The sequence below is a fragment of the Micromonospora sp. CNZ295 genome (genome assembly GCF_004217535.1).
The window spans coordinates 2554694-2569219 of record NZ_SHKZ01000001.1; the positions used below are offsets into that span (position 1 = coordinate 2554694).

Here is a 14526-nt window from a genome sequence, read left to right on the forward strand (position 1 = left end):
GGGGGTCAGGTGGCGCGGAGGTACTGGGCCGGCCAGGTGGGCGCGGTGCCCAGCTTGGCGGCGGCGCGGTGCGGCCAGTACGGATCCCGGAGCAGCTCACGGCCGAGCAGCACCAGGTCGGCCGCGCCGGTCGCCACGATCTGCTCGGCCTGCTCCGGCTCGACGATCAGGCCGACCGCGCCGGTCGTGACCCCGGCCTCGCGGCGGATCCGGGCGGCGAGCGGCACCTGGTAGCCCGGTCCGACGGGCACGCTCGCGTCGGGCGACGCCCCGCCGGACGAGCAGTCCACCAGGTCGGCGCCCGCGCGGGCCAGCGCACCGGCGAGAACCACGCTGTCCTCGACGGTCCAGCCGCCGTCGACCCAGTCGGTGGCGGAGACGCGGACCAGGACCGGCAGGTCCGCGCCGACCGCCGTACGGACCGCCCGCGTCACGGCGAGGGTGAGGCGCATCCGTCCGGCGCGGTCGCCACCCCAGCCGTCGGTGCGGTGGTTGGTCAGCGGCGACAGGAACTCGTGCAGCAGGTAACCGTGCGCCGCGTGGATCTCCACGGCCCGGAAACCGGCGTCCACGGCCCGGCTCGCCGCCGCCGCGAACGCCTCGATCACCCCGGCGATGCCGGCCTCGTCGAGCGCGGCCGGGCGGCGGTAGTCGGCGACGAACGGTTCGCTGCCGGGGCCGACCGGCGTCCAGCCGCCCTCGGCGTCGGGCACGCCGCCCCGCCGCGGCGCCCACGGCCGGTACGTCGAGGCCTTGAACCCGGCGTGCGCCAGTTGCACCGCCGGCACCCCGCCCCGGGCGGCGACGAACGAGGTCACCGGTCGCCAGGCGTCGACGTGGGCGCCCGACCAGAGCCCGGTGTCCTGTGGGCTGATCCGCCCCTCGGGCACGACGGCGGTCGCCTCGGTCAGCACCAGGCCGGCGCCGCCGACCGCACGGCTGCCGAGGTGGACGAGGTGCCAGTCGGTGGGCAGGCCGTCGGGGCCGGCCGAGTACTGGCACATCGGCGCGAGGGCGACCCGGTTGGGCAGGGTCACCGCGCGCAGGGCGAGGGGGGTGAAGAGGGCGCTCATGGGGGTCATCCTCCAGACGGTGCGACGGAGGGCACCGGGGAGGTGCCCTCCGTCGCGTACGGGTGCTCAGGCCGGGGCGGGAGCCAGGGCCTCGTCCCGGATCCGCTCATCCGGGGTGCGCCCGTCCGGGGCGCGCCGGCCGGCCGAGTCGTACGCGGCCCGGTCGAGAGTGCCCTCGCGGGCGGCGACGATCGTCGGCACGAGTGCCTGACCGGCGACGTTGGTCGCCGTCCGGACCATGTCCAGGATCGGGTCGATGGCCAGCAGCAGGCCCGCACCGGCCAGCGGCAGGCCGAGCGTGCTCAGGGTCAGGGTCAGCATCACGATCGCGCCGGTGAGGCCGGCGGTCGCCGCCGAGCCGACCACCGAGACGAACGCGATCAGCAGGTAGTCGGTGACGCCCAGGTCCACCCCGAAGACCTGCGCGACGAAGATCGCCGCCAGGGCCGGGTAGATCGCCGCGCAGCCGTCCATCTTCGTGGTCGCGCCGAACGGCACCGCGAACGAGGCGTACTCGCGGGGGACGCCGAGGCGCTCGACGGAGCGCTGCGTCACCGGCATGGTGCCCACCGAGGAGCGGGAGACGAAGGCCAGCTCGATCGCCGGCCAGGCGCCGGCGAAGAAGCGCAGCGGGTTGAGCCGCCCGGCCGCCAACAGGAGCAGCGGGTAGACCGCGAACAGCACGATCGCGCAGCCGACGTACACGGCGGTGGTGAAGCGCGCGAGCGGGGCGACCAGATCCCAGCCGTACGAGGCGACGGCGTTGCCGATCAGGCCGAGCGTGCCGATCGGGGCGAGCCGGATGACCCACCAGAGCGCCTTCTGGACGATCTCCAGCAGCGCACGGTTGAGCTCGACGAACGGCTCGGCGGCCGTGCCGACCAGCAGCGCGGCGGCGCCGATGACGAGCGCGAGGAAGACGATCTGCAGGACGTTGCCCTCGACGAACGCGCCGACCGGGTTGGTCGGCACGATGCCGGTCAGGAAGTCCGTCCAGGAACCCGTCCGCTTCGGCTCGGTGGCCGCGGCGGTGTCCAGCGTGACTCCGCGTCCGGGGTCGGTGAGCAGGCCGAGGCCGATGCCCACGCTCACCGCGACGAGCGCGGTCGCGCCGAACCAGAGCAGGGTCTTGAGCGCCAGCCGCGCGGCGTTGGCCACCCCGCGCAGGCTGACCACGCTGACCACGATGGCGGTGAACACCAGCGGCGGCACGGCCAGCTTGAGCAGCTGGACGAAGAGGCTGCCGACCGTGTCGAGGGTGCTGGTCAGCCAGCTCAGCTCGGCGGCGCGGGCGACGAAGCCGAGCGCCACGCCGAGGACGAGACCGAGCAGGATCTGCACGGAAAAGGGGATCTTGCGCATGAAAGGTCCAAGTCTGAAAGGAGGTCGGTCAGGGCGGCGTCAGGGGTGCAGCCGCGCCGGACAGACACCGCTGGCCTGCCGTCGGAGATCGACGTACAGGCGGACGGTGAGATTCCAGACGTTGGTCATCGCCGATCGACGCTACGCCGGCCGACCCCGAGCCGGAAGGAGTGAACCCGGTGACGCTCCTTACAGGGACGGGTGTCCTCTGCGGCAGGCCGGGTGGCGCCAGCCCTGCCGCAGCGCGCCTGCCGGCTGGCTTGCCGGTGTCTCGCGCCAACCGGCCGGTCGCTCAACCGGTCAGCTCGGCCGCGTGCCTCGGTCGCACGGGATCGCGGCCGTCACGGCGGTCGAGGACGGGCTGACGGTCGGCCCGGAGGTCGGGTGGAGGTCCTCCTGTCCGCTGCCGTCCCGCTGCCTGCTGCCGTCCTGGCAGCCGGGGACCCGGCTCGGGCCGTCGCCGCCGTGCCGCCGTGGGTCGTCGCCGACGTCGCTGCGTCGACGGGGACAACGACGTGGTCTGGTGTTGTCGCGCCGACTAGGCAATCGGATGCTGCCGGGATGGGGAGCGCCCGGTTCGCTGTCGGGTCGGCAGGACGCGGGGATCCGGCGGTGGCGGCAGGGGCGAAATGCGGGGTGCGGGGGTGCGGGCGGTGGTGGTGGTTGCGGCGGGGGCGGCGTTCGGGGTCGAGCCAGGCAGGTGGGAGGAATTCGGGTAGGCCGTCGGTGGCGAGGCGGACCTGCCAGTGGTGGTGGTGGATTTGGCGGTGGTGGTGGCGGCAGAGCAGGACGGCGTTGGTGAGGCTGGTTGTGCCGCCGTCGGACCAGTGGTGGAGGTGGTGGCCTTCGCACCAGCGGGGTGGGCGGTCGCAGCCGGGGAAGGCGCAGCCGCGGTCGCGTAGGACGAGCGCGCGGCGTAGCGGGCCGGTGATGAGGCGGCGCTGCCGGCCGACGTCGAGGACTTGCCCGGCGCCGCCGAGGACGGCGGGAAGGATGGCGGCGTCGCAGGCGAGGCGGCGGACGGTGTCGGCCGGCAGAAGGAGGCCAGTGTCGAGGGTGCCGGTGCTGAGTTGAGCGGTGAGGGCCTCGTAGGTCGTGGTGACGACGAGCTGGGTGGGGTCGCCGCCGTGCTCGGGTGCTGGCCGGTGCGGAGGGTGAGCTGGCACAGGTCGGCGAGGGCGTCGTGGCGGCGTTGGCCGGGGGTGCGGGTGTCGTCGGGTCCGGAGGGTCTTGTGAGGGGGTCGAGGGCGGCGCGGAGCAGGGCGGCGGTTTCGGGGTCGAGGTTGCCGGTGAGGCGCAGGCGGCCGTCGCCGTGGTGGGCGAGGGTGAGGTGACGGTCGCGGTTGGCGCGGGCGGCCTCGGCGGCCAGTGTCTTCTCGGTGGCGCGTTCGGCCACTTCGGGGGCGACGTGGTCGAGAATCCGGGTGCCGAGCCGGCGCAGGAGACCGGCGTCGAACTCGCCGGCCCAGTCGACGAGCAGGTCGGCGGCCTGGTCGGCGGCCTCCGGACCGGCCTCGGCGCGGACCGTGGCGACCGTCTCGGCGATCACCCGCGCCTGCGCGACATCGACCCGACCGTCGGCGAGAGCGGCACGGACCCCGGCGAACCCGGCTCCCGGGGAGGTCGACCCCGGCGATGCCCCGGCGGCAGACGAGCCACCCGGCCCGGCGTCCAACACGACGGCGAGCTCGACCACCCGCCGTGCGTTACGCACCGGCAACCGCAGCCGGTCGCGCAGCCACACCGCGGTCGACGTGGCTCCCTGCGCCACCGCCGTGCCGCGCCCATCCAGCTCCCGCACCAGCGCCAGTTTCAAGGCGACGACCCGCTGCTCCAACCGGTGCACTGCCTCAAGAGCGTCGATCAGCCGCGTCTCGGGCATCGACCACACGGCCGCCTCCACGCACGACCGCGTCGCCTCGTCCGCCCGCGCCAGATCCTCCAACACACGGTGATCCTAGAACGGGTGTACGACAATCTGGCCAGCTTCGCCGTCCATCCTGGTCCGGCTCCCGGCCCGCTTCTCCGCGCCGGTCAGGTCTCCCGACCGCCTGCCCCGCCTTTCGGCTCCGGCCTGCGGGCCCTGCCGGGCTGTGCCGCGGTCCGGTTTCGCCCTGCTTGTTTCGGTCCCGGCGTGGCCCGGCTCCGGCCTGATCCAGCTTTCGCTGCTGCAACAGTCCCGGCTCGGCTCACAACCGTCGGCGCCGGTTGTTGGCCCGTGGTGGCCCCGCTGGTGGAGCCGGCGATCCAGCCTTGGGCGTCGCGTCCCCCTTACCGGTTCCTCAGGGCGATGGTTGCGGCGGTGGCGGTGCCCCAGAGCACGCAGACCAGCAGGAGGAGCCGTTCCAGCAGTGCGAGCAGGCCGCCCCGCCCGACGGCGAGCAGGGCGACCGCCGTCACGCCGGACAGCGGCAGCGCGATGCCGGCCCCCACGGCGGCGAGGCGGCGCAGGGCCCGCGGCGCGTCGCCGGTGAGCGCGGCCGCCAGCATCCCGAGCACCACGGCACCGACCGCCGCGATGCTCGCTCCGCCGTGGACCAGGTCGGCGGTCGTCGCCTGCTCGTACGGTGGCAGCGGGCAGCCCGCGCTGCAGGCCACCGCGCCGGAGACCAGCGCGAACGCGCTGCCGGCGACCAGCAGGCCGGCAGCGAGGCGCAGCACCGGTGGCAGCGCCGCGGCGAGCAGCAGCACGCCGGCGGCCAGGGCGAAGACCCCGATCCGGTACGCGGGCGCATAAGCACTGTCGGTGACGCCGGCCTCGCTCACGTACCCGGTCAGCCCCGGACCGGGGCCGGCGACCACGGCGACGGCCACCGCCACCGCGCCCGCCAGGATGCTGACCGCGGCACCGCCGGCGGCGGCCCGAGCAGCCCCCGCGGTTACCCGCCGCCCGGTCTCGCCAGCGCGCCGTCCGCCATTGCGCCGCCCGGTGCCGGCGGGCGGGCGGCCGGGGTCGGCGGCGGCCCGGCGAGTGTTGCCGTTGGCCCCGTGCCCGGAGCCGGCCGCGGGTTGCTCGGTTCCGGCCGTGCGGCGGGGGTCAGCCACGCCCGTGCGGCGTTGTCCAGCCGGAGAGATCCGGGCCGAGCGGGACGATCCCGGTCGGGTTGATCATCTTGTGGGTGGTGTAGTAGTGCCGCTTGATGTGGTCGAAGTCCACCGTCTCCCCGAAACCCGGCGTCTGGAACAGGTCCCGGGCGTACGACCACAGCACCGGCATCTCGGTCAGCTTGTGCCGGTTGCACTTGAAGTGCCCGTGGTACGCGACGTCGAAGCGGACCAACGTGGTGAACAGGCGCACGTCCGCCTCGGTGATCGAGTCCCCCATCAGGTACCGCCGGCCCGCCAGCCGCTCGGACAGCGCGTCCAGCCGGGCGAACAGCGCCCGGAACGCGTCGTCGTACGCGGACTGGGAGGTGGCGAACCCGCACCGGTAGACGCCGTTGTTGACGTCCCGGTGGATCTCGGCCATCAGCGCGTCCATCTCCGGCCGCAACTCCTCCGGGTAGAGGTCCGGCGCGCCGGGCCGGTGCAGCGATCGCCACTGCGTCGACAGGTCGAGCGTGAGCTGCGGATAGTCGTTGGTGACCACCTGGCCGGTGAGCGTGTCCACCAGCGCCGGGACGGTGACCCGGCCGGTGTAGTCGGGGTCGGTCGCGAGGTACGCCTCGGAGAGGTAGCCGATGCCGAGCACCGGGTCGAACCCGTCCGGGTCGAGGCTGAACCGCCAGCCCTTCTCGTCCCGGATCGGGTCGACGGTGCCGAGCGAGATCGCGTCCGTCAGCCCGAGCAGCCCTCGTACGATCCGGGCCCGGTGCGCCCACGGGCAGGCCCGGCACCAGATGAGCCGGTACCGGCCCGGCTCCAGCGGCCAGCGGCCCTGCGCGTCCGGCCCGCCCCCGGGCGGCGAGTCGGAATCGGGGGTGACCCGGCCGGTGAACCGGTTGGGTTGGCGGACGAACTCGCCCTTGCCGCTGGTCTCTGCGCTGAACTGGGCCCCGGCCATGCCGTCAACCTATCCGTTCCAAGCGCGGATATCCTGTCGTCGAAGCGTCACCCGCCGACCTGGCGGGCGCGTCCACCCCGCCTTCCCACCCCCGAAGGACTCTCGCGATGACCGTGGCATACCTGGTGGCCGGTGTCCGCACCCCGATCGGCCGGTACGGCGGTGCGCTCGCCGGTGTCCGGCCCGACGACCTGGCCGCGCACGTGATCCGCGAGTTGGTCGCCCGGCACCCGGCGGTGGACTGGGCGCGCACCGACGACGTGATCCTGGGCTGCGCGAACCAGGCCGGCGAGGACAACCGCAACGTGGCCCGGATGGCGGCGCTGCTCGGCGGGTTGCCGGAGCAGGTGTCCGGCAGCACGGTCAACCGGCTCTGCGGCTCCGGCCTGGACGCCCTCGCCACCGCCGCCCGGTCGATCGTCGCCGGCGAGGCCGACCTGGTGGTGGCCGGCGGCGTGGAGAGCATGAGCCGGGCGCCGTTCGTGCTGCCCAAGGCCGAGACGGCCTTCTCCCGCACGGCCGGGATCTACGACACCACGATCGGCTGGCGGCTGGTCAACCCGCTGATGGAGCAGGGGTGGGGCACCGACTCGATGCCGGAGACCGCGGAGAACGTGGCCGCCGAGTACGGGGTGGACCGCGCCGCCCAGGACGAGTTCGCGTACCGCTCCCAGCAGCGCGTGGCGAAGGCGCAGGCGGACGGCCGGCTCGCCGAGGAGATCGTGCCGGTGACCGTGCCCGCCGGCCGCCGGGAGACGAAGCTGGTCGAGGCGGACGAGCACCCGCGGGAGACCTCGCTGGCGAAGCTGGCCGCCCTGCCCACCCCGTTCCGGGCCGGCGGCACGGTCACCGCCGGCAACTCCTCCGGCGTCAACGACGGCGCGGTGGCCCTGCTCGTCGCCTCCGCGGCGGCGGTCGCACGGTACGGCCTGACCCCGCTGGCCCGGGTCTCCGGTGCCGCGACGGCCGGCGTGCCACCGCGGATCATGGGCGTCGGCCCGGTGCCGGCCACCCGCCGGCTGCTCGACCGGCTCGGCCTGGGGCTGGGCGACGTGGACGTGGTCGAGCTGAACGAGGCGTTCGCCGCGCAGGCCGTGGCGGTGCTGCGGGAGCTGGGCCTGCCCGAGGACGCCGAGCACGTCAACCCGAACGGCGGCGCCATCGCCCTGGGGCACCCGCTCGGTGCCAGCGGTGCCCGGCTGGCCCTGACCGCCGCGTTGGAGCTGCGCCGGCGCGGCGGCCGGCGCGCGCTGGCCACGATGTGCGTGGGTGTCGGCCAGGGCATCTCGCTGCTGCTGGAATCCGCCGACTGACGCGTGCCCCGAGCGGACCAGCCGCCCGGCGGGGGCGACCAGGCTGCCCGGATCGGCCTGCGGCGGGCGCGACGAGGCCGCCCCCGGATCGGCCCGCGGCGAGCGCGTCGATCCGGCCGGCCGGGCACTGTGGTCGATCGGCTTCGGACGGTGAACGCGGGCGGTCGGTCATCCGACGTGCGGGCCGGAAGGGGGGCGGTCGACTCTCCCGATCGCGGTGAGCCGCGCCTAGAGTGGTGAGGACCACACGATCCGCGGGTCGGCCGGTGGGCCTCCGCGTGCCCGCACGCCCGGCACCGGTTCCCTCCCGCACCGCGGCGACGACTTGGGGTGCAGCACAGTGCAGATGCCGGACGGACTTCCCACCGAGATCGACCTCTCCCGGCCGAGCGCGGCCCGGGTGTACGACTACTTCCTCGGCGGGGCCCACAACTTCGAGATCGACCGGCAGCTCGCGGAGCAGATCGCGAGCATGACCCCGAACCTCGCGGCCACCATGCGTGCCGGCCGCGAGTTTCTCCGCCGTGCCGTGCGGGCTCTGCTGGACGCCGGCATCGACCAGTTCCTCGACATCGGCTCCGGCATCCCGACCGTCGGCAACGTGCACGAGGTCGCCCAGTCCGCGAACCCGAAGGCGCGGGTGGTCTATGTGGACATCGACCCGGTCGCGGTGGCCCACAGCCGGGAGCTGCTGGTCGGCAACGACCTGACCGGCGTCATCCACGCCGACCTGCGGGAGCCGGCGCGGATCCTCGCCGAGGCCCGGGAGTCCGGGTTGATCGACTTCGACCGGCCGCTGGGCATCCTGCTCGCCGGGGTGGTGCACTTCATCCCGGACGCGGACCGCCCCGGTGACCTCCTGGCCACGCTGCGGGCGGCCGCCGCGCCCGGCAGCTACCTGGTGATCTCCCACTCGACGTACGAGGACCAGCCGCAGGAGATGCTCGACGCGCAGCGGCTGTCGTCGCGTACCGACACCGAGATCACGCTGCGCTCCCGCGCGGAGGTCACCGGCTTCTTCGGGGACTGGACGATCCTGGAGCCGGGCGTCGTCCACATGCCGCTGTGGCGGCCCGACTCGCCGGCCGACGTGGATGACAAGCCGGAGCAGTTCGGGGCCTTCGGCGGCGTGGCCCGGTACGACCGGCCGGCCGGCTGATCGAGGTGGCCGCCGTCCGGGAGCCGGGCGGGCGCGACGTCGGCCGGGGCGACGCCCGGGGGTACGCGGCCGAGTGGACCCGCGCGGTACGCCGGCTCGGCTTCGTGCCCCTCAGCGCGGGCGAGACCGAGCGGCTGCTGCATCTGCACACCGTCCAGCTGGCGCAGGCACTGCTGGCCGAGCCGTTCTCGGCCGGTCCGGGTGCCGAGGTGGGCCGGGCGCTGGTGGAGGCGCACCTGACCGAGCCGGGCGCGCTCGACTGGTCGGTGCAGGCCCTCGGCGACCGCTTCCTCGACCGGGTGCTGCCCGACCTTCCGCGTACGCAGCGGACGGGGGAGCGCGTCGCGGCGTTGCAGGGCGCGCTCGCCGCCGGGTTCGCCCGGGCGCTGCGCGACCGCACCTTCGCCCAGCAGGAGCGGATCGCGCGGTCCGCCTGGCAGGCACGCGACGACGTGGAGCAGGCGCTGCGGGACAGCGAGGCACGTTTCCGGGCCGTGTTCACCGGCGCGGTCATCGGGATCGGCATCGCCGGTGTGGACGGGCAGGTCCTCGACGTCAACCAGGCGTTCGCCGACATGCTCGGCTACTCGATCGAGGAGCTGCGGCAGATCAACGTGTCCGCGCTGTTCCACCCGGACGACGCGGAGGGGATGTGGGAGTTCTACCAGGAGTTGATCGAGGGCAAGCACGACTCGGCCCGGGTGGAGAAGCGCTACTACCGCAAGGACGGCAGCGTCGTCTGGACCGACCTGGCGGTCTCGCTGATCCGGCACGACGACGGGCGTCCCCGGTTCACCGTCGCCATGATCGAGGACATCACCGAGCGGTACGAGCTGCAGAAGCGACTCCGCTTCCAGGCGTTGCACGACCCGCTCACCGGCCTGCCGAACCGGACTCTCTTCTTCGAGACGCTCAACCTGCTCTTCGAGACGGCCGACGCCGAGCGCCGGATCGGGGTCTGCTTCCTCGACCTCGACGGGTTCAAGGCGGTCAACGACAGCCTCGGGCACGACCTGGGTGACCGGCTGCTCGTGGCGATCGCCGATCGGCTGGCCGACTGTGTCGCCGGGCGCGGCCATCTGGTCGCCCGGATGGGCGGTGACGAGTTCGTCGTCCTGGTCGAGGACGGCGAGGAGATCGACGACGTGGTGGGGGTCGCCGAGGCCGCGCTGGCGGCCGTCTCCGCGCCGGTCCGGATCGGCGAGCACCAGGTCACGGTCTCGGCCAGCGTCGGCATCGTCGAGTGCCCGGTGGCCACGACCGACGCGTCGGAGCTGATGAAGGCCGCCGACACCACCCTGTACTGGGCCAAGGCCGAGGGGCGGGGCCGGTGGGCGGTGTGGGACCCGGAGCGCAGCGCACAGGACATCGCCCGCTCGGCGCTGGTCGCCGGGCTGCCGGCGGCCCTGGACCGGGGCGAGTTCGTGCTGCACTACCAGCCGATCGTGTCCCTGCTGGAGGGTTCGATGCTGGCCGTCGAGGCGCTCGTCCGTTGGCAGCATCCTGAGCTGGGCCTGGTCGGTCCGGACCGCTTCATCGGGCTGGCCGAGGAGACCGGTCTGATCGTCCGGCTCGGCGAATGGGTGCTGCGGCAGGCGTGCCGGGACGCGGAGGCGTGGCGACGCGAGTTCCCGGACGCCCGCCTCGTCGTCAGCGTCAACCTGGCCGCCCGGCAGGCGGAGGATCCGGCCATCGTGGACACGGTCGCCGACGCGCTGGCGCGCAGCCGGCTCCCCGCCGACCTCCTGCAGCTGGAGTTGACCGAGAGCGCCGTGATGGGGACCGCCGGGGAGCCGCTGCGGTCGCTGTACCAGCTCGCCGGGCTGGGGGTACGGCTGGCGATCGACGACTTCGGCACCGGGTACTCGAACCTGGCGTACCTGCGTCGGTTGCCGATCCACTGCCTCAAGCTGGCGGGACCGTTCGTGGAGGGGATCCGCGAGGACGCGGCGGACGCGGTGACCGGTCACCGGGACGAGCGGATCGTGGACGCCCTGGTGCGGCTGGCGCACGCCCTGGAACTGTGGGTCACCGCCGAGGCGGTGGAGACCGCGGTGCAGGCCGAGCGGCTGCGGGCACTGCGCTGCGACACCGGTCAGGGCCGCTGGTTCGGCCCGCCGGTGCCGGCCGGTGAGATCACCGCCCGCCTTCGCGGGACGGCGGCGTGACGGCGGTTGCCCGGGCGGCGGTGCCGGCGGGCGTTGACGGGGGAGGGCCGACGTGGGGCTGACCGACACGGAGACGGTGGTGTCCGTGGTGGCCGGGCTGGCCATCGTGGCCGGGCTGGCGGGCGTGGTGGTGCCCGGGCTGCCGGCGTTGCCGCTGTGCTGGGGCGGGGTGCTGGTCTGGGCGCTGTTCGGCGGCGCCGGCGCGGGACGGTGGCTGGTGCTCGTCCTCGCCACGGTGGTCGCGGGCGGCGGGGCGGTGGTCAAGTACGCCTGGCCGGGGCGCAACCTCAAGCAGAGTGGCGTGCCCACGTCGTCGCTGCTCGCCGGCGGGCTGCTCGGCCTGGTCGGTTTCTTCGTCGTACCGGTGGTGGGGCTGGTGCTCGGCTTCGTGGGCGGGGTGTGGGGCGCCGAGCGGCTGCGGCTGGGCAGCAACGGCCTCGCCTGGCCGTCGACGGTGCACGCGCTCAAGGCCGTCGGGCTCTCGATGCTGGTGGAGTTCCTCGCCGGGTTGACCGTGGCCGCCCTGTGGGTGGCCGGTCTGCTGTTCGCCTGAGCGGCGGCGGAGGCCGGGTGACGGCGGCGGCGCGGGGGACCGGTCGGACACGGCGGAGCGCCGTGTGTGAGAGAGAGATGGTCGGTGCCCCGCGCCGCCGCGGGCCGGGCGTTGCCGAGCGCCCGGCGGTGGCCCGTCGCGATCGGGCCTGGTCACGACGTCAAGCATGCGGCCGACGCGGGCGGGTCGGCAACGCATTTCGGGTCGGCAGCGCTGCTGCCGCATCGGTTAATGGTCTGATCCTGAGCGATTTTCGGTCGATCTCCATTGACCTGCTTGAGTCGGTGGGCTCATCATCCCGTCAGGCGGTGACGTAGGTCACAGTCCATGCCCTTCGTCCAAGGGAGACACCGATGGCCTCGACGATTCAGGACGGAGTACCCCAACCACCTCCGGTGACGGACGAGGAACGGCTCGCCGAGCTGGGCTACAAGCAGGAACTGCGCCGCAAGCTGTCCGGCTTCTCCAACTTCGCGGTCTCGTTCTCGATCATCTCCATCCTGGCCGGCGCGATCACCTCGTACGGCATCGCCATGACCGCCGGCGGCCCGACGGCGATCACCCTGGGCTGGCTCTTCGTCGGTGTCATGGTGGTCTTCGTGGCGCTGGCCATGGCCGAGATCTGCTCGGTCTACCCCACCGCCGGCGCCCTGTACTGGTGGGCCGCCGCGCTCGCCAAACGGAACAAGGCGGCGTGGGCGTGGTTCGTGGGCTGGTTCAACTTCCTGGGCGAGGTGGCGGTGACCGCCGCGATCGACTTCGGCGCGGCGATCACCACGTCGGCGTTCCTGGGCCTCGCGTTCGACATGGAGGTGACCGCCGGGCGCACCTTCCTGATCTTCCTGCTGATCATCACCGCGCACGGGCTGCTCAACACCTTCGGCGTCAACCTCGTGCGGGTCCTCTCGGACGTCAGCGCGTGGTGGCACCTGGTCGGCGTGGCCGTCATCGTCGCCGTGCTCGCGATCGTCCCGGACCAGCACAAGCCGGTCTCCGAGGTCTTCCTCGAGGTACGCAACGAAACCGGCTTCACGTTCGCCGGCGCGGCCGGGTACGCCGTCCTCATCGGTCTGTTGATGGCCCAGTACACCTACACGGGCTACGACGCCAGCGCGCACGTGGCGGAGGAGACCCACGACGCGTCCCGCTCGGCGCCGCGCGGGATCGTGATGTCGGTCGTGGTCTCGGTCGCCGCCGGCTTCGTGCTCCTCTTCGCCATCACCTGGTCCATCCAGGACTACGAGGCGGAGCGGACCACTGAGCTGGGCCTGCCGCCGGCGCAGATCTTCATCGACGCGGCGGGGCGCGACCTCGGCACGTTCCTGCTGTTCATCTGCGTGGTCGCCCAGTTCTTCTGCGGCATGGCATCGGTCACCGCGAACTCGCGCATGGCGTACGCGTTCAGCCGCGACGGCGCGCTGCCCGGCTCCCGGATCTGGAAGCGCGTCAACCCACGTACCGGCACACCGACGAACTCGATCTGGCTCTGCGTGGTGTGCTCGTCGCTGCTGGTAGTGCCGTCGCTGTGGAACACCACCGCCTACCTGGCGGCCACCTCCATCGCGGTGATCGGCCTCTACATCGCGTACGTGGCGCCGGTCTTCCTGCGCCGGCGCACGCCGGAGTTCCAGGTCGGACCGTGGAACCTCGGTCGCTGGAGCGGGCCGGTCGGGTGGATCGCGATCGTCTGGGTCGCCCTCATCTGCGTCCTGTTCGTGCTGCCGACCAGCAGCCCGATCACGCCCAGCACCTTCAACTACACGATCGTCGCGGTCGGCGTCGTACTCGGTGGGGCGTGGCTGTGGTGGCTGCTGAGCGCCCGGCGCTGGTTCACCGGCCCGCGCCACAACGTGCCGGATCCGGTGATCCCCAAGCCGGCGACGGGGGTCGAGGCCGTCCCCGAACCGACGGCCGACCAGGGCTAGGTTGCCCGGGTGGTGGGCGCCGACGGGCGCCTGCCACCCGGCCGCTGGGAGGGACAGCCGATGACGATCCATGCCGCCGCCCGGGACGCCGCCGCACCGGCGTCGAACGATGCCTCCGCACCGGCGGTGAACGAGGCCGCCGCACCGGCGGTGAACGAGGCCGCCGCATCGGCGGTGAACGAGGCAGCGCCCCGGAGCCGGGACGCGGCGTCGGGTGCGGCCCCCGACGGGCGACCGGCGCCGGGGGTGCCCGCGCTGCCGGCGTGGCGGCCGGTCCGGGGCGGCAACGCCTTCGAGATCACCGTCGCCCGGCTGGCACAGGCGATCAAGCTCGGCATGGTCCGGGCCGGCGAGCGGTTGCCGGCGGAGCGCGAGCTGGCCGAGCGGTTGCAGGTGAGCCGGGTGACCCTGCGGGAGGCGATCGCGGCGTTGCGGGACGCGGGTTACCTGGAGTCCCGGCGCGGACGGTACGGCGGAACCTTCGTCCTCTCGGCCCGGCCGGCACCGGCTCCCGGCAGCGGTCGTCCGGACGCCGGGGAGCTGGCTCGCGAGATGGGCGAGCGGCTGCACGACGCGCTGGACTTCCGCCGGGTGCTGGAGTCGGGCGCGGCGGCCCTGGCGGCGAACCGGAGCCTGTCAGCCGGCGAGCGCCAGCAGCTGGTCGCTGCGCTGGCCGCCTCCCGGGACCGCGACCCGCTCACCCGCCGCGTCTCGGACTCCCGGCTGCACCTGCTGATCGCCACGGCCAGCGGCTCTCCGTCGCTCGCCGCGGCCGTCGCCGACGTGCAGCTGACCCTCGACCGGCTCCTCGCCGCCATCCCGGTGATCACGAGGAACCTCGACCACTCCGACGCGCAGCACGCCCGCGTCGTCGAGGCGGTCCTGGCCGGTGACGCCGACGGCGCCCGCGCGGCGATGGAGGAGCACTGCGACGCGACCGCGGAGCTGCTGCGCGGCCTGCTCACCTAGC

General features: G+C 73.8%; 11 protein-coding genes and 1 pseudogene. 6 read left to right on the plus strand and 6 right to left on the minus strand.

All coding sequences use genetic code 11. The annotated features are described in order from the left end of the window. Nucleotides 1-5: 5 nt before the first annotated feature. The 6 genes and pseudogenes from EV376_RS12165 to EV376_RS12185 all read right to left on the minus strand — a co-directional run bounded on the left by EV376_RS12165 (nt 6) and on the right by EV376_RS12185 (nt 6438). Nucleotides 6-1073 carry an NADH:flavin oxidoreductase/NADH oxidase gene (locus EV376_RS12165; protein WP_130322752.1) on the minus strand — a complete coding sequence of 356 codons (1068 nt, stop codon included), beginning with the start codon at nt 1071-1073 and terminating at the stop codon, nt 6-8. A gap of 66 nt (nt 1074-1139) precedes the next feature. Beyond that, the gene (locus EV376_RS12170; protein ID WP_130322754.1) at nt 1140-2435 is read right to left on the minus strand and encodes a dicarboxylate/amino acid:cation symporter; all 1296 of its coding nucleotides are present in this window, start codon (nt 2433-2435) and stop codon (nt 1140-1142) included. Between the two features lie 341 nt (nt 2436-2776). Continuing rightward, the gene (locus EV376_RS30850) at nt 2777-3367 is read right to left on the minus strand and encodes an HNH endonuclease signature motif containing protein (protein ID WP_486482890.1); all 591 of its coding nucleotides are present in this window, start codon (nt 3365-3367) and stop codon (nt 2777-2779) included. Between the two features lie 21 nt (nt 3368-3388). Beyond that, nucleotides 3389-4317: pseudogene (locus tag EV376_RS30855) on the minus strand (DUF222 domain-containing protein); the annotation flags it as partial. 389 nt (nt 4318-4706) lie between these two features. Then, complete coding sequence (locus EV376_RS12180; protein ID WP_486482603.1) at nt 4707-5480, minus strand: DUF998 domain-containing protein; 774 nt, start codon at nt 5478-5480, stop codon at nt 4707-4709. Continuing rightward, the gene (locus EV376_RS12185) at nt 5473-6438 is read right to left on the minus strand and encodes a glutathione S-transferase C-terminal domain-containing protein (RefSeq protein ID WP_130322756.1); all 966 of its coding nucleotides are present in this window, start codon (nt 6436-6438) and stop codon (nt 5473-5475) included. Before EV376_RS12185 ends, EV376_RS12180 begins: the two co-directional genes overlap by 8 nt. 107 nt (nt 6439-6545) lie before the next feature. Here EV376_RS12185 and pcaF point away from each other — a divergent pair, with 107 nt between their 5' ends. The 6 genes from pcaF (at nt 6546) to EV376_RS12215 (ending at nt 14525) form a co-directional block, all read left to right on the plus strand. Next, nucleotides 6546-7751 carry a 3-oxoadipyl-CoA thiolase gene (gene pcaF / locus EV376_RS12190; RefSeq protein WP_130322758.1) on the plus strand — a complete coding sequence of 402 codons (1206 nt, stop codon included), beginning with the start codon at nt 6546-6548 and terminating at the stop codon, nt 7749-7751. 340 nt (nt 7752-8091) lie between these two features. Then, entirely contained in the window at nt 8092-8910 is an 819-nt protein-coding gene (locus tag EV376_RS12195) for an SAM-dependent methyltransferase (protein WP_130322760.1), read from the plus strand. 5 nt (nt 8911-8915) lie between these two features. Then, nucleotides 8916-11078 carry an EAL domain-containing protein gene (locus EV376_RS12200; RefSeq protein WP_130322762.1) on the plus strand — a complete coding sequence of 721 codons (2163 nt, stop codon included), beginning with the start codon at nt 8916-8918 and terminating at the stop codon, nt 11076-11078. A gap of 52 nt (nt 11079-11130) precedes the next feature. Beyond that, nucleotides 11131-11631: a DUF456 domain-containing protein gene (locus EV376_RS12205; RefSeq protein ID WP_130322764.1), complete on the plus strand. Its 501-nt coding sequence runs from the start codon at nt 11131-11133 to the stop codon at nt 11629-11631. Nucleotides 11632-11984: 353 nt separating this feature from the next. Continuing rightward, a complete protein-coding gene (locus EV376_RS12210; protein WP_130322766.1) occupies nt 11985-13556 on the plus strand; it encodes an amino acid permease in 1572 nt (523 codons plus the stop codon). A gap of 60 nt (nt 13557-13616) precedes the next feature. Beyond that, a complete protein-coding gene (locus EV376_RS12215; RefSeq protein WP_207228138.1) occupies nt 13617-14525 on the plus strand; it encodes an FCD domain-containing protein in 909 nt (302 codons plus the stop codon). The last annotated feature ends 1 nt before the right edge of the window (nt 14526 follow it).

Excerpts from the sequence above, each read along its gene's own strand:
- EV376_RS12170 (WP_130322754.1), bottom strand. The coding sequence starts at position 2,435 with ATGCGCAAGATCCCCTTTTCCGTGCAGATCCTGCTCGGTCTCGTCCTC.
- EV376_RS12165 (WP_130322752.1), bottom strand. The coding sequence starts at position 1,073 with ATGAGCGCCCTCTTCACCCCCCTCGCCCTGCGCGCGGTGACCCTGCCC.
- EV376_RS12210 (WP_130322766.1), top strand. The coding sequence starts at position 11,985 with ATGGCCTCGACGATTCAGGACGGAGTACCCCAACCACCTCCGGTGACG.
- pcaF (WP_130322758.1), top strand. The coding sequence starts at position 6,546 with ATGACCGTGGCATACCTGGTGGCCGGTGTCCGCACCCCGATCGGCCGG.
- EV376_RS12215 (WP_207228138.1), top strand. The coding sequence starts at position 13,617 with ATGACGATCCATGCCGCCGCCCGGGACGCCGCCGCACCGGCGTCGAAC.
- EV376_RS12185 (WP_130322756.1), bottom strand. The coding sequence starts at position 6,438 with ATGGCCGGGGCCCAGTTCAGCGCAGAGACCAGCGGCAAGGGCGAGTTC.